The following is a 26,938-nucleotide window of genomic DNA, read 5'->3' on the forward strand; positions in this document are numbered from 1 at the left end:
GCTGTTTCCGCATAGGATCGGGGCGTTCGGTTTTCCGAGCGCCCCGTTGCTATGAGACCCGAAAGGAGACGCGATGACCCGCGTCCAGATGATCGGCGTGTCCAAGCGCTACCCGGGGCGGGGCGCGAACGCCGCGCCCGTCGTCGCCGTCGACGATGTGACGATCGACGTCGCCTCCGGCGAGATCCACGCCATCATCGGGTACTCCGGTGCGGGTAAGAGCACGCTGCTGCGCCTGGTGAACGGGCTGGAGCACGCGAGCGACGGGCGGATCCTCGTCGGCGACGACGAGATCACCTCGCTTCGCGAGTCGAAACTGCGCGAAGTGCGCGGCCGCATCGGCATGATCTTCCAGCAGTTCAACCTGTTCCATTCGAAGCGCGTCGCGAAGAACGTCGAGTATCCGCTGGTCGTGGCCGGCGTGCCGGCTGCGGAGCGGAAGCGCAGAGTCGCGGAACTGCTCGAGTTCGTCGGCCTGTCAGAGAAGAGCGGCGCGTTCACCGACCAGCTCTCCGGCGGCCAGAAGCAGCGCGTCGGCATCGCCCGCGCCCTCGCGACCAACCCCGGCGTGCTGCTCGCCGACGAGGCCACGAGCGCCCTCGACCCCCAGACATCGCGGGAGGTGCTCGCGCTGCTCAAACGGGTGAACGCCGAGTTCGGCATCACCATCATTCTGATCACGCACGAGATGGAGGTCGTGCGGGAGATCGCCGACCGCGTCACCGTCATGGACAGCGGCAGCGCGGTGGAGCAGGGAGACGTCTTCGACGTGTTCTCCGACCCGCAGTCGCAGACCACGAAGCGGTTCGTCGCGACGGCGCTGCCGACCGAGCCGCGGGCCGAACGGCTCGACGAGCTGCGAGAACGGCATCGCGGCAGGCTCATCGCGCTCACGTTCCGAGATGGCGATGTCGATCAGCCCGTCGTGTTCCGCACTCTCGCCGAACGCGGCGTCGGCGTGAGCATCGTGCACGGCGGCATCACCGATGTGGGCGGGCGGAGCTTCGGCAAGCTCACCCTCGAACTCATCGGCGACGATCTGAAGGTCGAGCACGCGATCGCGGCGCTCGCGCAGGAGACGGCTCTGGAGGTGCTGGCGTAATGGACAATCTCATCGAACTGCTCTCCAACGGCAAGTTCCTCGAAGCGACGATTCAGACGCTGACGTATGTGGTCATCGCCATGGGCCTGGGCGGCGTGCTCGGGCTCGTGCTGGGCGTGCTGCTGACGGTGACGCGTCAGGGCGGGGTGCTGCAGAGCCGCGGCGTCTACGTGGTGCTGAACTTCCTCGTCAACTTCTTCCGACCGATTCCATTCGTCATCTTGATCGCCGCGATCCAGCCGCTCGCCCGCGTCGTCGTCGGAACCGGCATCGGTGATCGCGCGCTCATCTTCGTGCTGACCTTCGCCGCGACCTTCGGCATCGCCCGACTCGTCGAGCAGAATCTGCTGACCGTGCCTCCGGGCGTCATCGAAGCATCGCGCGCCATGGGAGCCGGCCCGTGGCGAACGATACTGACGGTGCTGATTCCCGAGGGCCTCGGCCCCGTCGTGCTCGGGTACACCTTCGCCTTCATCGCCGTCGTCGATATGACCGCGATGGCCGGCGTGATCGGGGGCGGCGGGCTCGGAAACCTCGCGCTGCAGTACGGGTACCGGCAGTTCAACCCGTGGGTGACCTGGGCCGCCGTGCTGCTCATCATCATCATCGTGCAGATCGTGCAGCTGCTCGGCAATGTCATCGCGCGGAAGCTGCTGAGGAGGTAACCGCATGTCCCAGACGCAACGATCGTTCGAGCTCGCCGATCTGCGAGCGGTCGCGGAGGAGCTGTGGCCGGGGGAGATCGCTGAGGGGTGGGACCGCGTCGGTCTCGTCTCCGGCGCAGACGCCGCACCGCTGCGCCGAGTGCTCCTCGCGGTGGATGCGGTCGACGCCACCGTGACGGAAGCGATCGAATGGGGTGCCGACGCCCTGCTCACGCACCACCCGCTGCTGCTCCGCGGGGTGCACTCCCTGGCCGAGGACACGGCGAAGGGGGCGCTGATCGCGCGGCTGATCCGCGGAGGCTGCGCACTGCTGGCCGCGCACACGAACGCCGATCAGCCGGCCGGCGGCGTCTCCGACGTCATCGCCGAGCGGCTCGGTCTCATGGGAAGCTCGCCGATCGTGCCGCACGCGTCGGACCCGTCGATCGGCATCGGGCGGATCGGCGAGCTCGAGTCGCCTGAATCGTTGCGGGCGTTCGCGAATCGTGTCGCAGCTGCGCTGCCGGCCACGGTCTCGGGGGTGCGGGTCTCGGGAGATCCTGATCGCTCCGTGCAGCGCGTCGCGCTCCTCGGCGGAGCGGGGGACAGCCTGCTCGATCACGCAGCTGTCCGCGGAGCGGATGTCTACCTCACCTCCGATCTCCGGCACCACCCGGCGCAGGAAGCCGTCGAAACGGGTGCTGTCTCCGGCGGGCCGGCTCTCGTCGACGTCGCGCATTGGGCGAGCGAATCGCTGTGGTTGGACGGAGCAGCCGACCGCCTCGCCGAGCGACTGCCAGGTGTCGAGTTCCACGTGAGCGGCATCTGCACCGACCCGTGGACGTTCTCCGTCGGCGCCCGCCAGGCGTGAGAGCCGGAACCCGGCGGGGCCGGTAGGCTGGCACCCATGAAGGCCAGCCCGCGGCAGCAGCGACTCCTGCTCGATCTCCAAGACCTCGACAACACGCTCGCCCGTCTGCGGCGGAAGCGCGCGACGCTGCCCGAGCGGGCTGAACTCATCGGGTTGAGCGGCGACGCCTCCGACGCGAGAGCGAAGTACATGGCGGCGCAGCGCGAGCTCGATACGCAGAATGCTGACCTGGAGCGCATCGAGGCCGACGTCGCACTCGTGCAGCAGCGACGAGACCGTGACGAGCAGCTGCTCGCGGCGAGCACCTCGAGCAAGGAGGCGCAGGCGCTCCAAGCCGAACTGGAGACGCTGACCCGCCGGCAGTCGGAGCTCGAGGATCGCGAACTCGAACTCATGGAGGCGCAGGAACGCGCACTGCAGGCGTTCTCGCTGGCCGAGGAGCTCTTCGCAGGAGTCGACGCGCGACGCGCCGATATCGAAGCCCGTATCTCGGAGGCGGAGCAGCGGATCGATCGCGAGTTGGCGTCGAACGCTGAGGAGCGCGCCGGCGTCGCGGCTGAACTGCAGCGCGACGTGCTCGGCCTGTACGAGGAACTGCGCAAGCGCGTCGGGATCGGCGCGGCTCGTCTTCGCGGAAATGTCTCAGAGGCCAGCAATATGGCGCTCGCCCCCGCCGAGCTGAGCGGAATCCGTGCCGCAGCTCCCGACGAGATCGTCTTCTGCCCCGGCACGGGTGCGATTCTCGTGCGCGTCGACGAGGAGTAGGGCGCGTCGAGTAAGCTGATCTCTGGAATGGGTCGGTGAGACGATCGCGTCGGTTCCGCCGCCTCGGCAGCGGGACCGCCGAGGAACGTCCGGGCTCCTCAGGGGAGAACGGTGGGTAACGCCCACCCGGGGCAACCCGCGAGAAAGTGCAACAGAGAGTAGACCGCCTGGCGTGGTTCGCCGCGCTCGGTAAGGGTGAAAGGGTGGTGTAAGAGACCACCGGCGTTCGTGGTGACACGGGCGGCCAGGTAAACCTCGTTCGGAGCAAGGCCAGACAGAGGATGATGACGCGCCCCGCCGAGTCCTCGGGTAGGCCGCTAGAGAGTGCCGGCAACGGTACTCCGAGAGAGATGATCGTCACCGGCCGGTTCGCCGGCCGGAACAGAACCCGGCGTATGATCCGGCCCATTCCACTGCACAGCGCACGGGTGCGTCGTCCGAGGCTCCCGTCTCTCCGGCTTCAGTCGGACACGGTGAGCAGTTCGAAACCGTCCTCTCGGATGAGCACCGTGTGCTCGAACTGCGCGGTCACACTCCGATCCCGTGTCACCACCGTCCAGCCGTCGTCCCACTGCTCCCACTCGTGAGTTCCCAGCGTGAGCATGGGTTCCACTGTGAACACCATGCCCGGCTTGATGATGTCGCCGTAGGCGGGCGCCGAGTCGTAGTGCGGGACGATGAGTCCGGTGTGAAAGGCCGAGCCGACACCGTGCCCGGTGAAATCACGGACGACTCCGTAACCGAAGCGCTTGGCGTACGTCTCGATCACGCGGCCGATGACGTTCACCGCGCGTCCGGGCTTCGCGGCGCGAATGCCGCGCATCATCGCCTCGTGCGTGCGCTCGACGAGCAGGTCGACCTCCTCCGACACTCGGCCGACGCGGAAGGTCCGATTGGTGTCGCCGTGGAAGCCGTCGAGGAACGCGGTGACGTCGACGTTCACGAGATCGCCGTCTCGCAGGACCGTGTCATCCGGGATGCCGTGGCAGATCACCTCGTTGACCGACGTGCAGGACGACGCGGGATACCCGCGGTACCCGAGAGTCGACGGGTAAGCGCCGTGAGCCGTCACGTACTCGTGCGCGACGCGATCGAGCGCTGCGGTGGTCGCACCGGGCGCGACCGCCTCCGCAACGGCATCGAGCGCTCCTGCCGCGATGCGACCCGCGGCTCGGATGCGGTCCACCTCGTCGTCCGTGTAGGTGTTGTCGCCCTCATACGAGGGCGGAGCAGCGAGGCCGACGTACGGCGGTCGGGGGATCGCACTCGGAACAGCGCGGGGCGCCGGTCGGGAACCGGGGATCAGGTGTCCGTGTGCGTCGAAGGGCATGCCTCTAGTCTAGGAAGTGCGGGAGGCGGAGCCGAACGCAGACGTCATCGAGTGCGCGCAAGCGCTGAGTGGAGGCCGACATGAGCAAGCAGGAGTGGGGGATCGACGATCCCGCCGATACGTTCTGGTTCAATACGCGCACGGGTCAGGTCGAGGACGGGCCGCAGTCGCTCTCGGTCGATCGCATCGGCCCGTTCGCGACGCGCGAAGAAGCCGCACGTGCTGAGGAAATCGTCGCCGAGCGAGCTCGCAAATGGCGCGAAGAGGAAGCCGCCGAGGACTGATCACGCCGTAACACGATTGTCACGGTCAGGGGATAGTCTGTGGCCATCGGCGGAGGCGGAGCGCGTATTTCGCGTGCGACGTGCCCGCAGACAGCAACGACGAACGGAGTAGGCGTGAGCAAGCAGCGCGATTTTGTTCTGCGCACCATCGAGGAGCGCGGTGTCAGGTTCGTTCGACTCTGGTTCAGCGATGTTTCGGGAACGCTCAAGTCGGTCGCGCTCGCGCCCGCCGAGGTCGAGGGAGCGTTCAGTGAAGGGATCGGCTTCGACGGCTCTGCGATCGAGGGGCTGACGCGCGCGTACGAGTCGGACCTGCTCGCGGTGCCCGATCCGTCGACCTTCCAGCTGCTGCCGTGGCGCAGCCAGACGTCTCCGACTGCCCGCATGTTCTGCGACATCAGCACCCCGAACGGCGAACCGGCCGTCGCGGATCCGCGGAACGTGCTCAAACGCACGCTCGCGACCGCCGCGGAGCAGGGGTTCAGCTTCTACACGCATCCCGAGATCGAGTTCTACCTGCTGAAGTCGAAGGAGTTCGACGCCCGCGGTCCGGTACCGGTTGACCGTGCCGGCTATTTCGACAACGTTCCCGGCGGCACGGCGCACGACTTCCGCCGCGAGAGCGTGAACATGCTGGAGGAACTCGGGATCTCCGTCGAGTTCAGCCACCACGAGGCCGGCCCGGGGCAGAACGAGATCGACCTGCGGTACGCCGACGCGCTCACCACGGCCGACAACATCATGACCTTCCGCACGGTCGTCAAAGAGGTCGCGATCGCGCAGGGAGTGCATGCGACGTTCATGCCGAAGCCGCTCGCCGGGCAACCCGGGTCGGGCATGCACACGCACCTCTCGCTGCTCGAGGGCGACACGAATGCCTTCTACGATCCAGGCGCCAGATACCAGATCTCGCAGACGGGGCGCCGCTTCATCGCCGGCCTCCTGCGGCACGCGCCCGAGATCACCGCCGTGACGAATCAGTACATCAACTCGTACAAGCGGCTCTGGGGCGGAGACGAGGCGCCGTCGTTCGTCAGCTGGGGCCACAACAACCGGTCGGCGCTCGTGCGCGTGCCGATGTACAAGCCGGGCAAGGGCGACGCGGCGCGCGTCGAGTACCGCGGGATGGACAGCGCTGTGAACCCGTACCTCGGGTTCTCGATGCTGCTCGCCGCCGGCCTGAAGGGTATTCGTGAAGAGTACGAACTTCCGCCGGAGGCCGAGAACAACGTCTGGGCCCTGAGCGACGGGGAACGCCGCGCCATGGGCTTTGATCCCTTGCCGGCTAGCCTGGACCACGCCCTCGCAGTGATGGAGCGCTCGGAGCTGGTCGCGGAGACGCTGGGGGAGCAGGTGTTCGCCTACTTCATCCGCGACAAGCGCCGCGAGGTGACCGAGTACCACAGCCAGGTCACGCCGTACGAGCTCTCATCGATGCTCGACACCATCTGATCGGTCTACGCTGGACGAATGGCACGCGAGCATTTCACCGTCACTCTGTCGGAGATCGCCCGCGCCGGATTCCAGGATCTGGCTGACGCACGGGACGCACTGACGGAACTGGCAGAGCGATTGGCGCAACCGATCGCCCCGCTGCTCTCCGGACTCGCATCTGCGGCGGATCCCGACGCGGCGCTCCATCGCGTGCGGCAGCTCTCGGAACAGCACCGCGACGTGCTCGCGGCCATCGACTTCGACGACTTCGCACGGCTCTGCGTACTGGTGGGCGCGTCGCCCGCACTGGGGGATTTCTTCACGCGGCACCCGGCCCGGCTTCCTGAGATCTTGCACGAGGGCGGTGCGGTCATCTCGGCGGATGACGCGCGTGAGGAACTGCTGCGGGCGGTGTCGGATGGCGACACCGCAGAGCCGCTCGTCGCAGAGGCGGGGTGGATCGCGCTGCGCACGCGCTACCGCGAGCTGCTCGCGCAGCTCATGCTCTTCGATCTCTACGCCGGGCGTGACGGGCGGGCGGAGCAGGTCTTCGAGGCGGTAGCCGAGTCCCTCTCCGGCCTTGCAGCTGCCGCGATCGATGCCTCGCTCCACGTCGCGAGAGCGACGCTCGCAGCGGGTGCATCTGGCCCGGTCGTTTCGCCGGAACGAATGGATGCCCTGCAGCTCGGTATCATCGCGATGGGAAAGTGCGGCGCCGGTGAGCTGAATGTCGTCTCCGATGTCGACGTCATCTTCGTCGTCGAGAGCAGCAATGCCGATGCCCTCGACGGCGACGCGCTCATCCGTCTCGGTACCCGTCTTGCGAGCGAGGTGATGCGAGGCATCCATGATCCGGCGATCGAACCGCCGTTGTGGCAGCTCGACGCGAACCTGCGGCCCGAGGGCCGGCACGGGCCGCTCGTGCGAACTCTCGGCTCGATGCGCAGCTACTACGATCGGTGGGCGAAGGCGTGGGAGTTTCAGGCGCTGCTCAAGGCGCGCCCCCTGGCGGGCGACCTGGAGATCGCCGCAGCCTTCGTCGCAGACACGCGCCCGCTGGTGTGGACGTCGTCGTCGCGGGAGGACTTCGTCGGGTCCGTGCAGCGCATGCGCGAACGCGTCACCGAGCACATCGCCGATGAAGAGCTCGACGTGCAGCTCAAACTCGGACCCGGCGGCCTCCGCGACATCGAGTTCAGCGTGCAGCTCCTGCAGCTCGTCCATGGCCAGTACGACGAGAGCCTGCACGTCGCCGGAACGCTGCCGGCACTGCGAGCACTCGTGGACGGCGGGTACATCGCGCGCAGCGACGGCGACTGCCTCGCGTCCGACTACTGTTTCCTTCGCGTGCTCGAACACCGTCTGCAGTTGCGCGACCTGCGCCGCACGGCGCTGATGCCGACCGAGGAGCACGAACTCCGAGTGCTGGCTCGCGCGACCGGCCTGGCGCCGTCGGCCGCTGAGCTCCATTCCCGATGGTCGGCGCGAAAGCGAGAGGTGCGCCAACTGCACCTCAAGATCTTCTACGCGCCGCTGCTCAGCGCCGTAGCGTCCCTCCCGGAGGAGGAGCTCGTGCTCGGCAGCGACGCCGCGCGGGCGCGCCTCGCGAGCGTGGGCTTCCGGGATCCCGATGGCGCGATGCGCCACATGGCGGCGCTCACGCGGGGCACGTCCCGGCGAGCGATGATCCAACGAAACCTGATGCCGGTGCTGCTCCAGTGGCTCTCCGACGGAACCGACCCTGATTTCGGACTGCTCGCGTTCCGCCGGGTGAGCGAGGCGAATCGTGAGACCCCCTGGTATCTGCGACTGCTTCGCGACGGCACCGAGGCCGCTGAGCGCCTCACCCGAGTGCTCTCGAACTCCAGGTACGCCGCCGAGCTCCTCGAATCCATCCCCGAGGCCGTTGCGTGGCTCGAGCGTGACGAATCTTTGCAACCCATGCAGTTGCAGACGCTCTTCGACGAGATGCGGGCCATCGCCTCGCGCCGAGCTGGCATCGATTCCGCTGCGGTCGCGCTTCGAGCGGTGCATCGCCGAGAGGTGCTGCGTCTCGCCATGGGGCGCATCGTCGGGGTGATCGACGATGTCGCGGTCGCCGCCGGTCTCGATGCGGCGCACACGGCCCTCCTCGACGCCCTGCTGCTCTCGGTGCGCGGCGGCACAGCCCCGTACGGCAAAGCTCCGGCGAACTCGGAATCGGGCGGTGAGGCGCCGCCCGCGATCGAGCTGGCGCTGATCGGCATGGGCCGGTACGGAGGGCGGGAGCTGGGCTTCGCGTCTGACATCGACCTCATCGCCGTGTTCCGTGCACCACCGGACGTTGCGAGCGACCGCGCCTCCCGGGAAGCGACGAGGCTGATCTCCGAGCTGCGGCGAGCGGTCGCCGATCCTCGCTTCCCGGTGGATCTCGATTTCGATCTTCGACCCGAGGGCAAGAACGGACCCCTGGTCAGGAGCCTCGACGCGTATCGCGCCTACTACGCTCGCTGGTCGGTCATCTGGGAGGCGCAGGCGCTCCTGCGCGCACGACCGGTAGCAGGCGACGCGCGCCTGGGCGCCGACTTCGTGTCGCTCGCCGATGAGATCAGATACCCTCAGCACTTCGCCGAAGAACAGGTGCGCGAGGTGCGCCGCATCAAAGCGCGCGTCGAGGCGGAGCGTCTCCCGCGCGGCGCCGATCCCAAGCGGCATCTGAAGCTCGGTCCGGGCGGCATCAGCGATGTCGAGTGGCTGGTGCAGCTTCTCCAATTGCGTTCGGGCGCAGAGCACCCTGCGCTGCGCACGGTGTCGACGGTCGCGGCCCTCCAGGCGGCGGGCGAGGTCGGCCTCCTGCGGGAAGACGACATCGAACACCTGCTCGATTCTTGGCGCTTCGCGAGCCGGGTGCGCACGGCACTGAAGCTGTGGACCGGCCGCTCTTCGAATTCACTGCCCACGGGTTGGAACGACCTGGCGGGGATCGCGGGCGTACTCGGCATGTCCCGGACGCACACGTCTGAACTCGAGGAACGGTGGTTCGCAGTGTCTCGCCGGGCGCGCGCCGTCTTCGAACGGGAGTTCTTCGGATACGAGGATGCTCCTCGGTTCACCGTGACATGATCGGACGTCGCTCGACAGCGCCGAACGACGACAAGCCAGACGGAATTCGGACACCGTTCACCGAAAACGCTCGCGCAAACCCCACCGGAAGCGTAACCTGATCGTTATGCAGTATTTGCAGAGGTTCCTCGAGGCGCTGCTCGCTGAAGACGGTGCCGAGTTCGAGGACGAACTCGAGTCCTAGTCCCTTCGAACCGGTGCCACACAGCCGTCGCGCCGCTCCATCGCGCCCCGAATCGCCGCACGCGAGCCGGGGCGCTTCTGCGCCCACGACACCTCCGCAACGCACACGGCGGCCCCGCTCCTATGATCAGGAGCGGGGCCGCCGTACGGCCGCCTCGCGAGCGTTACACGCCGTAGTAGAGCTCGAACTCGAAGGGGTGCGGCCGCAGCGCCATCGGGGCGATCTCAGCATCGCGCTTGAACGAGATCCAGGTCTCGACGAGCTCCTCGGTGAACACGTCACCTTCGAGCAGGAACTGGTGGTCCGCCTCGAGTGCGGCGAGCGCCTCTTCCAGCGAGCCCGGCACCTGAGGAATGTTCTTGGCCTCCTCCGGGGGCAGCTCGTAGAGATCCTTGTCGATGGGGTCCATCGGCTCGATGCGGTTGCGAATCCCGTCGAGCCCGGCCATCATCTGCGCGGCGAAGGCGAGGTACGGGTTGCCCGAGGCATCGGGCGCCCGGAACTCGATGCGCTTGGCCTTCGGGTTCGACCCGGTGAGCGGGATGCGCACCGCTGCTGAACGGTTGCCGGCAGAGTAGGCGAGGTTCACAGGGGCTTCGTAGCCCTTGACCAGGCGACGGTAGCTGTTGATCGTCGGGTTCGTGAACGCGAGCAGCGCAGGGGCGTGATGGAGGATCCCGCCGATGTACCAGCGGGCGATATCGGAGAGCTGAGCGTAGCCGTTCTCGTCGTAGAAGAGGGGCTCGCCGCCCTTCCACAGCGACATGTGCGTGTGCATGCCCGAGCCGTTGTCGCCGAAGACCGGCTTCGGCATGAAGGTCGCGGTCTTGCCCCACAGCTCAGCGGTGTTCTTCACCACGTACTTGAACTTGAGCACGTCATCCGCAGCCTTGACGAGCGTGTCGAAGCGGTAGTTGATCTCGGCCTGGCCGGGAGCGCCGACCTCGTGGTGGGAACGCTCGAGCTTCAGGCCTGCCTCGATGAGTCGCAGCGAGATGTCGTCGCGCAGATCCGCCTGCTTGTCGACGGGGGAGACGGGGAAGTAGCCGCCCTTCTCGTGCGTCGTGTTGCCGAGGTTGCCGCCCTCGATCTCGCGCGCGGAGTTCCAGCTCGCCTCTTCCGAGTCGATCTCGTACATCGTGCGGCGAGGAGTCGTCTCGTACCGGACCGAATCGAGGATGTAGAACTCGGCTTCAGGGGCGAAGAACGCCGTGTCCGCGACGCCGGTGGACGCCAGGTACTGCTCCGCCTTCTTCGCGACCTGACGGGGATCCTTCGAATAGATCTCGCCGGTACGCGGGTTGAAGATGTCGCAGATGACGATCAGCGTGCGCTCTGCGCGGAACTGGTCGAGGTACGCGGTCGAGACGTCGGGGATGAGCTGCATGTCGGATTCAGCGATGCCCGCGAACCCGCGGATCGAGGAGCCGTCGAACATCTGGCCGATTTCGAAGAAGTCCTCGTCGACCGTCGCAGCCGGGATGTTGAAGTGCTGCTGCACCCCGGGCAGGTCGGTGAAACGGATGTCGACGAACTTCACATCGGTGTCCTTGATGAAGTCGATGACTTCCTGCGGGGTGGTGAACATTCTGCTCCTCGGGTTCGTTCCGGCCGCGGATATCGGATCTTCACCGCGCCGATCGTGTGTCTCCACCTTAGGGGACCTTGATTTCAAAACCATGAGTCGTGTGTTTCACGGAGGTTACGCGGACCCGATGCACGACGCCTCGCGATACGGGTGTGTCAGGACCGGATCAGCACGGTTCCGGCGATCTTGTCGTGGAACGCGCGCTGATCCGAGTCCCAGACGAGCACCGGGACGACGAGGCACAGGAGCACCGTTCGGACGATCGGCCTCCACGGCCCGACCCACCCGCCGGTGAGCGGTACAACGCGAAGCCCCACGATGCGATGGCCGAGCGACCCGCCGATCGTCGGGATGAAGACGATCTGCAGGATGGCGAACACGAGCACATTCCACAGTTCCGGGTGGGCGCCGCCGATGAGCAGGTAGGCGGGAAGCGCTGCGAGGCCCCAGTCGATGAGGATCGCCACGACGCGCCGACCCACCCGCGCCACCGATCTTGGTCCCTCGTCTGGGAGCCCGAGCCGTTCGCCGGGCCACTGGCTCGGCTCGAGTTCGCCGAAACGCTGGGGAGCTGAGGACGGCATGTATCAGCGCGGGCGCTGCGAGCGAACGCGGTTCGGGTCCATGCCCTTGGGAATGCCGACCGGCGAGCTCTGCAGTGACGACAGACGCGTGTAGACCGCCCCGACCTCGTTGCGGCTCATGACCGGCTTCAGCTTGACGAGCGTGCGGGAGAGCTTCGAGAGCGGGATGCCGTCGCCGTCGGGACCCACATACAGGTGGACGACCTCCACATTGCGGAGCGCCCGCTTCACCTTCCGCTCCTCATCGGCTGCCATGCGCTGCGTGCGCTGGCGCGAGCCCTCGGAGATCAGGACGACCCCTCCGCGGCCGACCACGCGGTACACGGCGTCCTGATTCCGGTTGATCGCAATCGGGGTCTCGGACCCGCGCCATGAACGGCGCAGGGCGCTCTGCACGACTGCGCCGACCGCGCCGGGTCGCCCCTCGATCTGGTCGTACGCAGTGCGTTCCGCGCGACGGCCGAGCACGATCATCACGAGGAGGATGCCGACGAGGATGCCGGTGACCGGCCACAGGATCCACGCGAACCAGCTGCCGGGCAGCAGCCAGGCGAGCAGTACGGACACCAGAATCGGCGCCACGAAGCACAGGAGCAGGATCCACGGCAGGTTCGTATCGTGCACCTTGGTGGTGCGGTAGATCTCGAACATCTGCCGAATACGTCCGCTGCGCTTCGCCTTTTCTGCTGCCATGCATCCAGGATATCGCGTCGCGGAGGTGAGGAATGACCCGGCTCGGACATTGAGGGCGCGCGTTCGCTCACAGTGGACCCCGAAGCGGCCGGCGGCGCGTCTATTCACAGAATGGAGCGCACAGCCGAACGGGCACACTCAGGGCCGGAACACTGATGGCGAAGACCTCGCGCGACGAGCCGGACCTCGCTCGGCGGGGCGGAGAGGAGGCTGCATCAGTGCGCACGAAACCGGGGGAGGCGTATCGCCGAGCGGGCGCCGCCGCTCGACTCGCGGGGGAGCTGCTCGAGTGGAGCGAGGCGGGGCTCAGTCGGCGGGCGGTCGGCCGGTGCGGGGTGCCCGACGGCGCCGAAGCCCGACACCGCGCGCGAGGCCACGACGCGGGGTGCGCTGCAATCGGCGTTCCGCGTCACGAGCTCGCGCGCATGATCGAACGAGCTGACACCGTCGGCGCGGCGAAGCTGCTGCTCGACGCGGTGAACGAAGCCATCATCGACCTCGCCTCCCGCGGGGCGGGCTGGCGACTCGACACCGCGCGCGAGTTACTCGGCGAAGCGGTGGAGCGCCGCATCACGCCAGCCGTGAAACGACCGGCCGTGGAAGGTCCAGGGTCCGCGGGAGCGATGCCCGCTGACACCCGCGTGACCGAGCCCGTGGCGACCGAGGAGCGCCCCCGCAACACCAAGGAGGGGCCGCGACCATCAGGAATGACGGACGCGACCCCTCAGGGGCGGCACGGTTAGATGCCGAGGTTCGCCTCGAACTGGCCGCCCTCCAGGCGCTCGCGCACCTGCGTGAGGAAACGCGCCGCGTCTGCGCCGTCGACGATGCGGTGATCGTACGAGAGGGCCAGGTACACGGTCGAGCGGATCGCGATCGAGTCGCCCTCCGGTCCGGAGACGACCACGGGCTTCTTGACGACCGCACCGGTACCCATGATGGCCACCTGCGGGAGGAAGACGAGCGGCGTGTCGAAGAGCGCGCCGCGCGATCCCGTGTTCGTCAGCGTGAAGGTGCCACCGCTGAGTTCATCCGGGGTCAGCTTGTTGTCTCGGGTGCGCGCCGCGAGGTCAGCGATCTCGCCCGAGATCTCACTGAGATTCTTCGAGCCGGCATCGCGCAGCACCGGGGTGAGCAGCCCGCGCTCGGTGTCGACGGCGATGCTGATGTTCTCCGTCGACGGGTAGGTGATGGAATCACCATCGACGGTCGCGTTGATGATCGGGTACGTCTGCAGTGCTTCCGCCGCCGCGAGGGCGAAGAACGGCAGGAAGGACAGCTTCGAGCCCGTCTTCTCCAGGAACTCGTCCTTCTTCGCCTGGCGAAGCTTCGCGATGCGGGTGACATCCACCTCGACGACCGTCGTCAACTGGGCGGTGCCCTGCAGCGACGCGACGGCGCGTTCGGCGATCACCTTGCGCAGGCGACTCATCTTCTGCGAGGTGCCGCGAAGCTCCGAGACCTGGGGAGCAGGCGCCGCACTCGTGGGCTCAGCTGCAGGCGCAGGCTGAGCGGACGACGCGCGGTCAGCGGCAGCCAGCACGTCCTCCTTGCGGATGCGGCCTCCGACGCCCGAACCGCTGAGCGAAGACAGATCCACGCCGCGCTCGTGAGCGAGCTTGCGGACGATCGGGGTGACGTACCCCGCGTTCGAATCGGCCGAACCTGACGCGGTGCCCGCTGCTGGTGCCGGTGCTGCCGGGGCCTCGGTGGCCTCACCGGCCTGCTCATCAGCCGGAGCCGGCTTCTCGTAGCCGGCGGTGCCCTGCGTCTCAGTCGGCGCGGAAGCCGCCTGCGCAGGCGACGCTTCGGAAGGTGCCGACTCCGACGGTGCGCTGGTCTGAGCCTCAGCGCTGGATGCCGATTCGGCAGCCGGCTTCGGTTCTTCAGTCGGTTCCGCAGCGGAATCGTCCGCAGGCTGCTCATCTGCGGGGGCGGTCTCCGCGGCAGAAGCGGCTGCGCCGCTTCCCACACGAGCGAGTTCTCCGCCGACCTCGACCGTTTCGTCCTCCTGCACGAGAATCTCCTGCAGCACGCCGGCGATGGGAGAAGGAACCTCGGTGTCCACCTTGTCGGTCGACACTTCGAGCAAGGGCTCATCGACCTCGACGGAGTCGCCCACGCTCTTCAACCAGCGCGTGACGGTGCCCTCGGTGATGCTCTCACCGAGTGACGGAAGCACGATGCTCTGCGAGTCGCCGGACGGCGATTCGGATCCCGCTGCATCGGATGCGGGCGCAGACACCGGCTCCGAAGCCGACTCAGAAGCGGACTCCGACGCGGGAGCCGATTCAGCAGCGGGCTCAGGAGCCTGCTCCGCTTCCTGTGGCGCTGCGGGCTCTTCTGCGGGTGCAGCCTCCGCCGAGCCGTTGCCGTCGCCGATCTTCGCAAGCACGGCACCGACCTCAGCGGTCTCGTCCTCCTGCACCAGGATCTCTTCGACGACGCCGGCGACAGGCGAGGGGATCTCGGTGTCGACCTTGTCGGTCGAGACCTCGAGCAAGGGCTCATCGACCTCGACGGAGTCGCCGACGTTCTTGAGCCAGCGCGTCACCGTCCCTTCGGTCACACTCTCGCCCAGTGCGGGGAGGACCACCGATTCACTCATCGTGCATTTCTCCGTTCGTTGATCAATCTTCTCGCCGCGCTCAGATTGCGTGCAGCGGCTTGCCGGCGAGCTTCAGCATCGTCTCGCCGATGGTCTCGTTCTGCGTCGGGTGTGCGTGGACGAACGGCGCCACGTCTTCCGGGTAGGCCTCCCAGTTCACGATGAGCTGCGCTTCTCCGACGAGTTCACCGACGCGAGCGCCGATCATGTGGACGCCCACGACTGGCCCGTCGTTGACCCGCACGGCCTTGACGCTTCCGGCGGTGCCGAGGATCGAGCTCTTCGCGTTGCCGGCGAGGTTGTACTCGTACGTCGTGACCTGATCCTCCCCGTACTGCTCTTTGGCCTTGGCCTCGGTGAGCCCGACCGACGCAACCTCGGGATCGCAGTAGGTGATCTTCGGGACGTTCGCATCCAGCACAGTCACGGGGTTGAGCCCCGCGATCTGCTCGGCGACGAAGATGCCCTGCTGGTAGCTGCGATGCGCGAGCTGCAGGCCCGGCACGATGTCGCCGATCGCGTACACGCCGGGAACGTTGGTCTCCAGTCGCTCGTTGGCGAGCACGAAACCGCGATCCATCTCGACTCCGACCTCCTCGAAACCGAGGCCCTGCGTGACCGGGCCTCGACCCACGGCGACGAGAAGGTAGTCGGCATCGATCGTCGCACCGTCTTCGAGCGTGATCGTGACGCTGTCGGCGTTCTGCGAGACCGACTTGAACCGCACGCCGAGCTTGAAGTCGATGCCGCGTTTGCGGAAGGCGCGCTCCAGCTGCTTCGAGATCGACTCTTCCTCGTTCGGGACGAGGTGGGGCAGACCCTCGATGATGGTCACCTCGGCGCCGAACGACTTCCAGACGCTCGCGAACTCGACGCCGATCACGCCACCGCCGAGGATCGCTACGCGCTTCGGAATCTCGTGCAGCTCGAGCGCCTGCTCGCTGGTGATGACGCGGCCTTCGATGTCGAGACCGGGGAGCGATCGCGAGAAGGAGCCGGTCGCCAGCACGATGTGCTTCCCGACGATGCGATCCGAGCCGACCTGGACCGCATCGGCGGCGACGAGCTTGCCTTCGCCCTCGATGACGGTGATCTTGTTGGCCTTGAGCAGGCCCTGCAGGCCCTTGTACTTGCTGGCGACGAGCTTCTCGCGGAAGCGCGTGACGCCCTCGATGTCGATTCCGGCGACGCTCGATTTGACTCCGTACGCCTCGCCATCGCGGGCCGCATCCGCGATCTCTGCCGAGTGCAGGAGCGCCTTCGTCGGCACGCAACCGCGGTGCAGGCAGGTGCCGCCGAGTTTGTCTTTCTCGATGACCGCGGCGCTGTATCCCAGCTGCGTCGCGCGGATCGCCGCCGCATAGCCGGCGCTGCCGCCGCCGAGTACTACGATGTCAAACTGCTGATCGGCCAAGTGGGGTCTCCCTCGGAAAGCTCGCAATGTGAAAGGCGCCCATGAGATGCCGGGCGCGCCTTGTCCAGACTACACCTGTGAGTGCGTGGTGCCATGCGGGTCGTTTCGCTGTGGGCGTGACCGAAACCACCGGCAGAGCGCGCGGCGTTCGTAGGATGGAACAGTGACCGAATCGATCTTTTCCGCTGACTACGCCGAGCGCCGCGCTCGGGTTCCTCGCGGGCTTCCGCTCGTCGTTGCGATGCAGGGCCTCACGGACGCCGGCGGTGCCATCGCGCAACTCGAGGAGTACCTCTGGGAGCACTGCGGGCCTGAGGAACTGGTGCGATTCAACGCCGACCTGCTGCTCGACTACCGCGCTCGGCGGCCGGTCATCACCTTCGACGAGGATCACTTCGTCGATTACGCTCCCGAAGAGCTGACGCTCTCCCTGCTGCACGACGAACTCGGGGCACCCTTCCTGCTGCTCAGCGGGTACGAGCCCGACTTCAGGTGGGAGCAGTTCATCGACACCGTGCTGCTGCTCGTGCACGAGTTCGAGGTGTCCATCACGGTGTGGTCGCACGCGATCCCGATGCCGGTGCCGCACACCCGGCCGATCTCGACGACGGTGAGCGGGTCGCGAGACGACCTCATCGAGGCGCGCTCCGTGTGGAAGCCCACGACGAAGCTCTCCGCTTCCGCGTCCCACGTGCTCGAGTACCGGCTGCACAGCCTGGGGGAGGAGGTGGCGGGCTTCGCCCTCCTCATCCCGCATTACCTCGCCAATACTGAGTACCCCGATGCGCTCTTCGCCGCGCTCGACGGCATCATGGCGGCGACCGGTCTGATACTTCCCACGGATGACGTGCGGCGCCTCGCCCGTCAGTTCAACGCGCAGGTGGACACCCAGATCGCTGAGAACGACGAGTCGACGGAGATGGTGCGCACGCTCGAGCAGCGCTACGACGCGTACATGGAGGATCAGAGCCCGCGCTCGCCTCTGGTCTCGGAGGACGGCTCGATCCCGACTGCCGATCAGCTGGCGAGTGAGCTCGAACGCTATCTCGCCGAGCATCGGCGCCGTGGCGGGGACGACGACGCGCCCGTGAAGTGACGTGAAGTGATGTGAATGCGGGTGAATATCACTTTGCGACGCGCGTGACAAGAACTTCGTGGTGGACGTGCAATAATTGAGGTGCTGCCCATGCAATCCGGTCGCAGTTTCCGTTCCGCGGGAATACGCCGGGCTTGACATGGGTTTTCATGCTGTGAGCACTCGCTGACGGTTTTCGTCGGCGGCACAGGCCGAAATCTGAGATGAGAGAGGCGGCTGCGTGGCAACTGCAACCACGACCACAACTCGAGCGTCCACTGCGGATGCGAAGAAGAAGGCTGTCGAGACCGAGGAGGTCGGTGAAGTGACCGAAACCGCGGCGGCTCCGCGCAAGAAGGCGGCGGCGAAGAAGACCACGGCGGCGAAGAAGCCAGCTGCGGCGAAGAAGCCGGCCGCGACGAAGACGAAGCGCGCGACCAAGAAGAGCGAGGCCGATGAGATCGACCTCGACGCTCCCGACGTCGACGAAGAGGCCGAGTCCGCCGAAGAGGAAAAGCCCGCTCCGGCCGTAACCGAACCGCTGCCGACGGGCGCCATCGTGCTCAAGGCTCGGGACGAAGAAGACGTTCCCACGATCACGACGGCGATTCCCGGCGCGACCGCCGACCCCGTCAAGGACTACCTCAAGCAGATCGGCAAGGTCGCGTTGCTCAACGCAGCCGAAGAAGTCGAGCTGGCCATGCGCATCGAGGCAGGGCTGTTCGCGGAGGAGAAGCTCTCGACGGAGAAGGGCCTCCCGAAGAAGCTCGAACGCGAGCTCAAGTGGGTCGCCCGCGACGGGCAGCGCGCGAAGAGTCACCTGCTCGGCGCGAACCTGCGTCTCGTGGTCTCCCTCGCGAAGCGGTACACCGGTCGCGGTATGCAGTTCCTGGACCTCATTCAGGAAGGCAACCTCGGACTTATCCGTGCAGTCGAGAAGTTCGACTACACCAAGGGCTTCAAGTTCTCGACGTACGCGACGTGGTGGATCCGCCAGGCGATCACCCGCGCGATGGCGGATCAGGCGCGCACCATCCGCATCCCGGTCCACATGGTCGAAGTCATCAACAAACTCGCCCGCGTGCAGCGGCAGATGCTCCAGGACCTGGGACGCGAACCCACGCCGGAAGAGCTGAGCCGCGAGCTGGACATGACGCCTGAGAAGGTCGTCGAGGTGCAGAAGTACGGGCGCGAGCCGATCTCCCTGCACACTCCGCTGGGCGAGGACGGCGACAGCGAGTTCGGCGACCTGATCGAAGACACCGAGGCCGTCGTGCCGGCTGACGCGGTGGGCTTCACCATGCTGCAGCAGCAGCTCGAGCAGCTGTTGGATTCGTTGTCGGAGCGCGAGGCGGGCGTGATCCGCATGCGCTTCGGCCTGGGAGACGGCATGCCGAAGACGCTGGATCAGATCGGCGACACCTTCGGCGTCACTCGCGAGCGAATTCGTCAGATCGAGTCGAAGACGATGGCGAAACTGCGCCACCCGTCGCGGAGCCAGCAGCTGCGCGATTACCTCGACTGAGCGAGCGAGCACGGAAAAGGCCCCCGGTGATGGAGAACATCACCGGGGGCCTTCTCGATCACGCAGCTTATGCGTTGAGCTTGTGGGTCTCGTCGTGCCAGGCCTCCGCCATCGGGCGGAGCTTCGGCTCGTGCTTGTTGGCGTGGTGCGCGCAGAACAGCAACTCGCTCCCGCCCAGCAGCACTCGGACGTATGCCTGCGCGCCGCAGCTGTCACAGCGATCCAGCGCGCTCAGGGGACGATCCGCGGATTCGACCTCATCGGTGCGCTCCTGCTCGAGTGTCGTCATGGCAACCTCCTCTTCATCTTCATTCACTTCGTGACCATCCAAGCACGCTCTGCTCGGAATCCCCCCATTCGTGCTCGCGGGTTCGCTGACCGCGTATCCGACTCGTCCACCCGCTCACTCGCCGGGGCACCTCCGACTGAGTGTCGGCGGCGTGCCCTAGTGTTGAGCCGTCATCAACCTGAGGAGATCTGAGCAGTGGCAGATTCCAACTATTCCGCGCGGCACCTGACGGTACTCGAAGGGCTCGAAGCGGTCCGCAAGCGACCCGGCATGTACATCGGCACGACCGATTCGCGCGGGCTCATGCATTGCCTCTGGGAGATCATCGACAACTCGGTCGATGAGGCTCTCGCGGGGCACGGCGATGAGATCGGGATCACGCTCCACGACGACGGCAGCGTGACCGTCACCGACAACGGCCGTGGCGTCCCGGTCGACATCGAGCCGAAGAGCGGGTTGAGCGGAGTCGAGCTCGTGTTCACGAAGTTGCACGCGGGCGGCAAGTTCGGTGGCGGAGGGTACGCCTCCTCCGGCGGCCTGCACGGCGTCGGCGCGTCGGTCGTGAACGCGCTCTCGTCGCGGCTCGATGTGGAAGTCGACCGCGACGGCAAGACCTGGGCGATGTCCTTCCGCCACGGTGAACCGGGCGTATTCGCGGGCGACGGGCCCGACAGCCCGTTCACTCCGTTCGAAGAGTCGTCGGAGTTGCGGGTCGCTGGCAAGGTCAAGCGCGGCATCACCGGAACCCGCGTCCGGTATTGGGCCGATCCCCAGATCTTTCTGTCCTCAGCGCGATTCGAGCCGGAGTCACTGGTCGCCCGCGCGCGCCAGACCGCCTTCCTGGTGCCCGGCCTCGCCATCGAGATCACGGACGAGCGAGCGGAATCGCTGGACAAGGACGGGCATGCTCCCGTGCACCGCTTCGCGTACGAGGGCGGTCTGTCCGAGTTCGTGGACTTCCTCGCCGTCGATACGCCGCTGACCGACACCTGGCGCATCACCGATACCGGCAAGTTCACGGAGACCGTGCCGGTGATGGACGAGAAGAGCGGGCACCTCGTCTCGCGCGAGGTCGAACGGGAATGCGAAGTCGACGTGGCGCTGCGCTGGGGAACCGGGTACGACACGGAGATCCAGAGTTTCGTCAACATCATCGCGACGCCGAAGGGCGGCACCCATCTGGCCGGCTTCGAGCAGGGACTCACCAGGTTCTTCCGCAAGCAGATCGAGGTCAACGCGCGCAAGCTGAAGGCGGGCAGCGATAAGCCCGACAAAGACGACATCCTCACCGGTCTCACGGCGGTCGTGACGGTGCGCGTTCCGGAGCCGCAGTTCGAGGGGCAGACGAAAGAGGTGCTCGGCACCGCGGCCGTGCGCGCCATCGTCTCGAAGGCGATCGTGCAGGGACTCACCGCGCGCTACGAATCGACGAAGAAGCCCGATAAGACCCAGACGAGCGCATTGCTCGAGAAGATGGTCTCTGAGATGAAGGCGAGGATTGCGTTGCGGGCGCAGCGCGACACCGCGCGTCGCAAGAGTTCGCTCGAGAGCTCCTCGCTGCCGGCGAAACTCATCGACTGCCGGTCGAAGACCGTCGCTGAGACCGAACTCTTCATCGTGGAGGGCGACAGCGCTCTGGGCACGGCGCGCCCGGCCCGTGACAGCGAGTTCCAGGCCCTCCTCCCGATTCGCGGCAAGATCCTCAACGTTCAGAAAGCCTCGGTCGCGGAGATGCTGAGCAACGCCGAGTGCGGCGCCATCATCAAAGTCATCGGCGCGGGGTCGGGCCGAGACTTCGAACTGGAATCCGCTCGGTACGGCAAGGTCATTCTCATGAGCGACGCGGATGTCGACGGCGCGCACATCCGAACGCTCCTCCTGACCTTGTTCTTCCGCTACATGCGCCCCATGCTCGAGGCGGGGCGCGTGTACGCAGCCGTGCCGCCTCTGCACCGCGTCATCGTGCAGAACGCCGGACGCAAGCCGAATGATGTGATCTACACCTACAGCGAGCGAGAGCTGACGACGCTTCTCGCCGATCTCAAGAAGCGGGGCAAGAAGTATCTGGAGCCGATTCAGCGGTACAAGGGCCTCGGTGAGATGGATGCGGATCAGCTCGCTGAGACGACCATGGATCGGGAGCACCGGGCACTCCGGCGAGTGCGCGTCGAAGACGCGCATGCAGCATCTCAGATCTTCGAGTTGCTGATGGGCAACGAGGTCGCTCCCCGCAAGGAGTTCATCATCGAGAACGCCGACGATCTCGATCGGGAACGCATCGACGCCTAGGGCTCTATCGCTCTATCCCTTGCGTTCTATCGCGCCGAGACCTCTTTTCGCGCTCTGCTCAGACCCTTGAGAGCACGGAAAGCGCAGTTCGCGCTCCGCTGCGTGTGCGGACGAGCACGAACTGCGCCTTCGAGCGCTGAGGCGCCTACGCACCCTACGGAGCGACTCCGACGTACGCCGCGGACCCGTCGATGGGCTGGCCAGATCCATCGCGCTTGCCCAGCTCCGTCGGAAGCTTCCGGGCCGTGCCATCCGAGGCGAGCGCGCGCGGCTCGCCCGTACCGACCCAGGCGCAGGCGATCTGGTCTTCCCATTTGAGGAAGCGCTGGGCCCTGACTCCGCCCGTCGCACGGCCCTTGGCCGGGAACTCAGCCCAATCCGAGACCTTCGCCGTGGCGACGTCGGTGCCGGGAAGCGTGATCGAGCTATCCGCGACGGTCACGACGCGCGCCTCAGCGCCCTCAGGCACAGCCCCGGCGAAGACGACACGCGCTTCAGGCGAGAGCCGCATCCCTGCCATGCCCGCGGCGGGGCGCCCCTGCGGACGCACGGCCGTCGCCGGGAAGCGCAGCAACTGCGCATCGCTCGACACGGCCGCGATCTCCGTGTCGTCGGGTGCGGCGAACGCTGCGACCACGGCGTCGCCCGACTTCACGCCGATGACCTCGAAGGACGGTTTCGCCGGGAGGTCCGTCAGCAGCACGCGCTTCACGATGCCCTGTCGGGTGAAGATTCCGACCGGCGTATCCGATTCGAGGGGGAGTACCCCGACCACCGTGAGGTGCTTGTCGGTGACGCCGATGTAGTCCAGGAGCTTCGCTCCGGCCGAGAACGCGATGCTCGCCGCGGGAACCAGCGGCAGATCCACCGGGGTGAAGCGGTGCAGTGTCCCGTCGGAGAGAATGGCTCCCATCTCACCGCGGACGGTGCCTTCGAGAGCGGTGAGCACGGCGCCGTGCTTCGTCGCCCGGGGCGCGGGGCGAATGGCGCTGGGCGCATCGGGATCTCGGTCGATCCGGAGCGCGCGACCGGTCACGGAAAGGAGAACCGTGCACGGGGTATCGGCGACCTCGAGCGAGGCCGCCGTCGACGCCGTGCGGGTCGGGCGAAGGACCGCGCCCGTGAGCACTGTGCGACGCGGGGTGCCGAAGGCTTCCGCTGCCTCGTCCATCTCCTGGGCGACGACGTCGCGCAGGCGATCCTGATCACCCAGAATGGCGAGCAGGCGATCGATCTCAGCCTGCAACTCATCGCGTTCGGCCTCGAGCTCGACACGCGAGAATTTGGTCAATCGGCGCAGCCGCAGTTCGAGAATGTACTCGGCTTGCGCTTCGGACAGCTCGAAGACCTGCATCAGCCTCGAGCGCGCAGATTCCGCGTCATCGCTGGTGCGGATGAGCTGAATGACCTCATCGATGTCGAGGATCGCGATGAGCATGCCTTCGACCAGGTGCAGGCGCTCGCGCCGCTTCATCAGCCGGTACTCGGAGCGACGCGTCACGACGGAGATGCGGTGGTCGAGGAACACTCGGAGCATCTCTCGAAGCCCGAGCGTCTGCGGCTGCCCCTCAACGAGTGCGACGGAGTTGATGCTGAAAGAATCTTCCAGCGGGGTGTACCGGAACAGCTGTTCGAGCACTGCTTCGGGAGAGAAGCCGGTCTTCAGCGTGACGACGAGCCGGAGCCCGTTCTTGCGATCGGTGAGGTCAGCGACGTCTGAGATACCCGAGAGCTTCTTGCCCTCAACGCCCTGCTTGATCTTCTCGATGACGCGCTCAGGACCGACGAGATACGGGAGTTCGGTCACCACGAGTCCGGTGCGTCGAGGAGCGAGCTGCTCGACGGCCACCTTCGCTCGAGTGCGGAAAGCGCCGCGGCCCGTGCGATACGCGTCTTTCACGCCGTCGAGCCCCACGATGGTGCCGCCGCCGGGCAGGTCGGGGCCTGGGATGTACTCCATGAGTTCATCGACGGTCGCATCGGGGTGTCGCAGCAGGTGCTTGGCCCCATCGACGACCTCGATGAGGTTGTGCGGGGCGAGGTTCGTGGCCATTCCGACCGCGATCCCACTCGCGCCGTTCACGAGCAGGTTGGGAACCGCAGAGGGCAGCACCTCGGGCTGCAGCAACTGGCTGTCGTAGTTCGGTACGAAGTCGACGACGTTCTCGTCGAGCGACTCCGTCATCGCGAGCGCTGCTCCCGCAAGGCGCGCCTCGGTGTACCGCGAGGCCGCAGGCCCGTCGTCGAGCGAACCGAAGTTGCCGTGACCGTCGACGAGCGGGAGTCGCATGGCGAACCCCTGGGCGAGCCTCACGAGCGCGTCGTAGATCGAGGAGTCGCCGTGCGGGTGCAGCTTTCCCATCACCTCGCCGACGACGCGCGCGGACTTGACGTGCCCCTTCTCCGGCCTCAGACCCATGTCTTGCATCATGTACAGAATGCGTCGCTGCACGGGTTTCAAGCCATCGCGCGCATCGGGAAGTGCCCGCGAGTAGATGACGGAATAGGCGTACTCGAGGAACGACCCCTCCATCTCTTGCAGGATGTCGATATCTTCGATGCGCTCACCGGCGAGTTCGTGGGACGCGTCCGGTGTGCCGGCGGACGTACTGCGGGGGTCGGTCATAATGGATTTCATGCTACCGACGACCGCCGACAACGGCGCGAGGCTTGCCGCGATTCTGCCAAGCGGCCTCGCCGCGGTCGCGCGAGGCCTTGCGGCCCCACTCCCGCCGCAGCTGCACTATGCGGATTCCGAGCAGCTTCCCGCACTCCGATCGTTCGTGATGATCGTGGTGGACGGTCTCGGCAGTGCGAACCTCTCGGCTCGCGCCGGCCACGCTCCCGCCCTCGCCAGACTCCCGCGCAAACGGATCGAGACGGTGGCTCCGTCGACAACGGGGGCGGCGCTCACCACGCTGCTCACCGGGCGCCTTCCCGGTGACCACGGCTTGATCGGGTACCGCATTCGGCACCCGGAACTCGGTCTCGTCACGACGCTCCGCGATTGGGACGGCATCGAGGAGCGATCCTCCTGGCAGCACGCCACACCGCTGTTGACGCACGCCGCATCGATCGGTGCGCGTGCCGTCGCGATCGGCCGACCCGCTCATGCATCGGGAGGATTGACGGAGGCCATTCTCACGGGCGCCGAATACCTCGGCGGTCAGCGAATCGAGGACAGGTTCGCCATCGCGTCGCGGGTGCTTCGCGAAGACGCCCCCGCGATCGTCTACCTGTACATCGACGAACTCGACAAGGCCGGCCACGAGCACGGCTGGCAGAGCGAGCAGTGGGGGCGGCGCCTCGAGCAGTTCGACGCCTCGCTCGAGGGATTCTTGCGCAGCATTCCTGGCCAGGTCGGGGTAGCTCTGACCGCCGACCATGGAATGGTGGACATCGCACCGCACCAGCAGGTGATGCTCGAGGCGGATCCCGATCTGCTCGAAGGCGTTGCGGGTATCGGGGGCGAGCCGCGCTTCCGATCCCTCTACCTGCACGAGGGCGGAGACGCCGACGCCGTCGCAGCGGCGTGGCAACGAGCCGAGGGCAACCGGGCGTGGGTCGGCACACGCGCAGAGGCGATCGCCGCCGGCAGTTTCGGGCCCGTGCGGTCTGATGTGGCCCCGCGTCTCGGTGACGTGCTGATCGCAGCCCGCAAGCAGGTCGCCTACTTCACGAGTACCGAGGATGCCCGCGTACTCTCCATGGTCGGCCAGCACGGCTCGTTCACTGACGAAGAGCGCGGAGTGCCGCTGGCCCTCGGCGGAGCTCTCGCGGGTTCCTCATTCGGAGCGAGCGTACAGGCTACGGCGCGCCGAGCATAACCGGGCGCGGCGGCGGTCGACCGGCAGGGCCGCGCGACCGCCGCTCAGTTCGCGGGGTCTTCGTCGCTGCGCGTTCCGAACAGGATGTCATCCCAGCTCGGGATCGAGGCGCGACCCTTTTTCGTGGTGCGCTCGGCCTCCGGCGCCTCCGCCGATGATTCGGGCGGAGTGGGAGCCGGAGTGACCGTTCGAGACGGCGTTCCGGAGACGCCAGCGGTGCTCCAGATGCTTCGGGGAGCCGGGGGCGCATCCGACGCGGGCTCCGGGGTGCGGGTCGGATGCGCACGCTCGCCGCGAGCGGGATCGGGTGCGGCGCCAGATCCCGACCCACCGTCGGCTTCCGAGTTGCCGAGCGCCGCGAGATCGAGCTCCTGCGGTTGCAGCTCGGGGCCGGGATCGGCTTCCTGGCGTTTTCCCTGATCACGCTCGCCGCGCCGCTTTCGCAGTGCATCGAGCAGGTCGGCGGTCTGACTGAGATCGGCGGGAGCCTCGGCATCCGACGAGATCGCGCGCTGGTCGATCTCCCGCCGCCGCGCGAATTCGACGTTCGGGTCGGCGGGCGACGACGTCGCCTCGTCACTCGTCTCCCGAGCTCCTTCGTCCTCGGGCCGGCCCTCATCGTCGCCATCGCTCGGCAGGCCTTCGGCGTCGAAAGCGCCCGAGTCGAATCGACCGGAGCGCTCCGCCGTGTCCACGGCGCGGAGCTTGGGAATCAGTCGCTCGCCGACGCCGCCCTGCTTCGAGAGATTCACCGCATCCGGGTTGATCGGAGACAGCACGCTCTTGCGATGATCGAACGTCCACACCGCGCGGTGCCCGACATCATGGGAGGCGAATTCGAGGCTGACCATCCAGCCGCGCTCCTCATCTCGCCAGGACGACCACTCGCTGGTCTCCGAACCGAGAGCGGCGAGGCGCTCCGCTATGACTGCCCCGAACCGCTGATCTCCGTCGTCGTTGGCCTCAGTACGAACGGGAACCGCGTGAGCGCGTTCCAGGATGTATCGGCGCTCGGCGAGCACCGGCTCCTCGTAGCGCTCGATGTCCGCATCGTCGAGCCCGGTCTCCGAGGCGACCTGCGCGCGGGTCTTCCCGGCGCGGATCAACGATTGGATCTCGCGCGGCCCGACTTTGCCCGGCTGGCGCTCCCGACGCGCGAGGTGGCGGAGTTCGCTCAACGCGGCCTCGTCCACGACGAAGCGGAACTCGTCGCCAGCGTCGTTGGCGACGATCAGCGACCGGTCATCTCGGCGCACAAAGCGCAGTTCGTCCATCGGCGCATCCCTTCGTGAGTCGCGACCCAGAGTGTCACACGGAACGGCCTCTTGCG

At 66.9% G+C, this 26,938-nt stretch carries 21 protein-coding genes and 1 other RNA gene; 13 read left to right on the forward strand and 9 right to left on the reverse strand.

Annotation, left to right across the window (positions count from 1 at the left end; genetic code table 11):
- Positions 1-73 precede the first annotated feature (73 nt).
- The 5 genes from JSQ98_RS03170 (at position 74) to rnpB (ending at position 3,794) form a co-directional block, all read left to right on the forward strand.
- Complete coding sequence (locus JSQ98_RS03170; RefSeq protein WP_283242013.1) at positions 74-1,102, forward strand: methionine ABC transporter ATP-binding protein; 1,029 nt, start codon at positions 74-76, stop codon at positions 1,100-1,102.
- Positions 1,102-1,767: a methionine ABC transporter permease gene (locus JSQ98_RS03175; protein ID WP_090148763.1), complete on the forward strand. Its 666-nt coding sequence runs from the start codon at positions 1,102-1,104 to the stop codon at positions 1,765-1,767. The genes JSQ98_RS03170 and JSQ98_RS03175 overlap by 1 nt, the downstream gene beginning before the upstream one ends.
- 4 nt (positions 1,768-1,771) lie before the next feature.
- Positions 1,772-2,617: a Nif3-like dinuclear metal center hexameric protein gene (locus tag JSQ98_RS03180; RefSeq protein WP_211648340.1), complete on the forward strand. Its 846-nt coding sequence runs from the start codon at positions 1,772-1,774 to the stop codon at positions 2,615-2,617.
- Between the two features lie 36 nt (positions 2,618-2,653).
- Positions 2,654-3,382 carry a zinc ribbon domain-containing protein gene (locus JSQ98_RS03185; RefSeq protein ID WP_200328935.1) on the forward strand — a complete coding sequence of 243 codons (729 nt, stop codon included), beginning with the start codon at positions 2,654-2,656 and terminating at the stop codon, positions 3,380-3,382.
- A gap of 28 nt (positions 3,383-3,410) precedes the next feature.
- Positions 3,411-3,794, forward strand: an RNA gene (gene rnpB / locus JSQ98_RS03190) — RNase P RNA component class A.
- Positions 3,795-3,842: 48 nt separating this feature from the next.
- On the opposite strand, the gene map is transcribed toward rnpB, so the two are convergent.
- Entirely contained in the window at positions 3,843-4,712 is an 870-nt protein-coding gene (gene map, locus JSQ98_RS03195) for a type I methionyl aminopeptidase (protein WP_211648341.1), read from the reverse strand.
- 80 nt (positions 4,713-4,792) lie between these two features.
- On the opposite strand from map, the gene JSQ98_RS03200 reads away from it, so the two are divergent.
- From JSQ98_RS03200 to JSQ98_RS03210, 3 genes are all read left to right on the forward strand, one after another.
- Positions 4,793-4,996: a methionine aminopeptidase gene (locus tag JSQ98_RS03200; protein WP_200328931.1), complete on the forward strand. Its 204-nt coding sequence runs from the start codon at positions 4,793-4,795 to the stop codon at positions 4,994-4,996.
- A 114-nt stretch (positions 4,997-5,110) separates the two neighbouring features.
- Positions 5,111-6,448, forward strand: coding sequence for a type I glutamate--ammonia ligase (gene glnA, locus JSQ98_RS03205; protein ID WP_090148778.1), 1,338 nt, complete (start codon positions 5,111-5,113; stop codon positions 6,446-6,448).
- Between the two features lie 18 nt (positions 6,449-6,466).
- Positions 6,467-9,532, forward strand: coding sequence for a bifunctional [glutamine synthetase] adenylyltransferase/[glutamine synthetase]-adenylyl-L-tyrosine phosphorylase (locus tag JSQ98_RS03210; protein ID WP_211648343.1), 3,066 nt, complete (start codon positions 6,467-6,469; stop codon positions 9,530-9,532).
- A 347-nt stretch (positions 9,533-9,879) separates the two neighbouring features.
- Here the strand turns inward: JSQ98_RS03210 and glnA (JSQ98_RS03215) are convergent, their stop codons facing one another.
- The 3 genes from glnA (JSQ98_RS03215) to JSQ98_RS03225 all read right to left on the reverse strand — a co-directional run bounded on the left by glnA (JSQ98_RS03215) (position 9,880) and on the right by JSQ98_RS03225 (position 12,581).
- Entirely contained in the window at positions 9,880-11,304 is a 1,425-nt protein-coding gene (glnA, locus tag JSQ98_RS03215; protein ID WP_090148784.1) for a type I glutamate--ammonia ligase, read from the reverse strand.
- 155 nt (positions 11,305-11,459) lie between these two features.
- A complete protein-coding gene (locus JSQ98_RS03220) occupies positions 11,460-11,888 on the reverse strand; it encodes an RDD family protein (RefSeq protein ID WP_211648345.1) in 429 nt (142 codons plus the stop codon).
- A 3-nt stretch (positions 11,889-11,891) separates the two neighbouring features.
- Positions 11,892-12,581 (reverse strand): DUF4191 domain-containing protein, encoded by a 690-nt coding sequence (locus JSQ98_RS03225; protein WP_090148789.1) that lies wholly within the window; start codon positions 12,579-12,581, stop codon positions 11,892-11,894.
- 155 nt (positions 12,582-12,736) lie between these two features.
- Between JSQ98_RS03225 and JSQ98_RS03230 the strand changes: the two genes are divergently transcribed.
- On the forward strand, positions 12,737-13,324 hold the full coding sequence (locus tag JSQ98_RS03230) for a hypothetical protein (protein WP_211648347.1): 588 nt from the start codon (positions 12,737-12,739) through the stop codon (positions 13,322-13,324).
- Here JSQ98_RS03230 and sucB read toward each other — a convergent pair.
- Both sucB and lpdA read right to left on the reverse strand, forming a co-directional pair.
- Positions 13,321-15,189: a 2-oxoglutarate dehydrogenase, E2 component, dihydrolipoamide succinyltransferase gene (sucB, locus tag JSQ98_RS03235; RefSeq protein ID WP_211648348.1), complete on the reverse strand. Its 1,869-nt coding sequence runs from the start codon at positions 15,187-15,189 to the stop codon at positions 13,321-13,323. The two genes, JSQ98_RS03230 and sucB, sit on opposite strands and share 4 nt — an antisense overlap.
- Positions 15,190-15,229: 40 nt before the next feature.
- Positions 15,230-16,603: a dihydrolipoyl dehydrogenase gene (gene lpdA, locus JSQ98_RS03240; protein WP_211648349.1), complete on the reverse strand. Its 1,374-nt coding sequence runs from the start codon at positions 16,601-16,603 to the stop codon at positions 15,230-15,232.
- Between the two features lie 163 nt (positions 16,604-16,766).
- Between lpdA and JSQ98_RS03245 the strand changes: the two genes are divergently transcribed.
- Positions 16,767-17,699, forward strand: a complete 933-nt coding sequence (locus JSQ98_RS03245) for a PAC2 family protein (RefSeq protein WP_090148803.1) — start codon at positions 16,767-16,769, stop codon at positions 17,697-17,699.
- A 220-nt stretch (positions 17,700-17,919) separates the two neighbouring features.
- Positions 17,920-19,203, forward strand: coding sequence for an RNA polymerase sigma factor (locus tag JSQ98_RS03250; RefSeq protein WP_090148806.1), 1,284 nt, complete (start codon positions 17,920-17,922; stop codon positions 19,201-19,203).
- A 67-nt stretch (positions 19,204-19,270) separates the two neighbouring features.
- On the opposite strand, the gene JSQ98_RS03255 is transcribed toward JSQ98_RS03250, so the two are convergent.
- Positions 19,271-19,492, reverse strand: a complete 222-nt coding sequence (locus tag JSQ98_RS03255; RefSeq protein WP_090148810.1) for a DUF7455 domain-containing protein — start codon at positions 19,490-19,492, stop codon at positions 19,271-19,273.
- Positions 19,493-19,687: 195 nt separating this feature from the next.
- Here JSQ98_RS03255 and JSQ98_RS03260 point away from each other — a divergent pair, with 195 nt between their 5' ends.
- Complete coding sequence (locus JSQ98_RS03260) at positions 19,688-21,781, forward strand: DNA gyrase/topoisomerase IV subunit B (protein ID WP_211648350.1); 2,094 nt, start codon at positions 19,688-19,690, stop codon at positions 21,779-21,781.
- A gap of 154 nt (positions 21,782-21,935) precedes the next feature.
- Here JSQ98_RS03260 and JSQ98_RS03265 read toward each other — a convergent pair whose 3' ends face one another.
- Positions 21,936-24,407, reverse strand: a complete 2,472-nt coding sequence (locus tag JSQ98_RS03265) for a DNA gyrase/topoisomerase IV subunit A (RefSeq protein WP_211648351.1) — start codon at positions 24,405-24,407, stop codon at positions 21,936-21,938.
- Positions 24,408-24,417: 10 nt separating this feature from the next.
- On the opposite strand from JSQ98_RS03265, the gene JSQ98_RS03270 reads away from it, so the two are divergent.
- Positions 24,418-25,608 carry an alkaline phosphatase family protein gene (locus JSQ98_RS03270; protein ID WP_211648352.1) on the forward strand — a complete coding sequence of 397 codons (1,191 nt, stop codon included), beginning with the start codon at positions 24,418-24,420 and terminating at the stop codon, positions 25,606-25,608.
- Positions 25,609-25,652: 44 nt separating this feature from the next.
- Here JSQ98_RS03270 and sepH read toward each other — a convergent pair whose 3' ends face one another.
- Positions 25,653-26,882 (reverse strand): septation protein SepH, encoded by a 1,230-nt coding sequence (gene sepH, locus JSQ98_RS03275; RefSeq protein WP_211648353.1) that lies wholly within the window; start codon positions 26,880-26,882, stop codon positions 25,653-25,655.
- Positions 26,883-26,938 lie beyond the last annotated feature (56 nt).

It is taken from the genome of Leucobacter manosquensis, from assembly GCF_018304845.1.
Lineage (GTDB): Bacteria > Actinomycetota > Actinomycetes > Actinomycetales > Microbacteriaceae > Leucobacter > Leucobacter alluvii.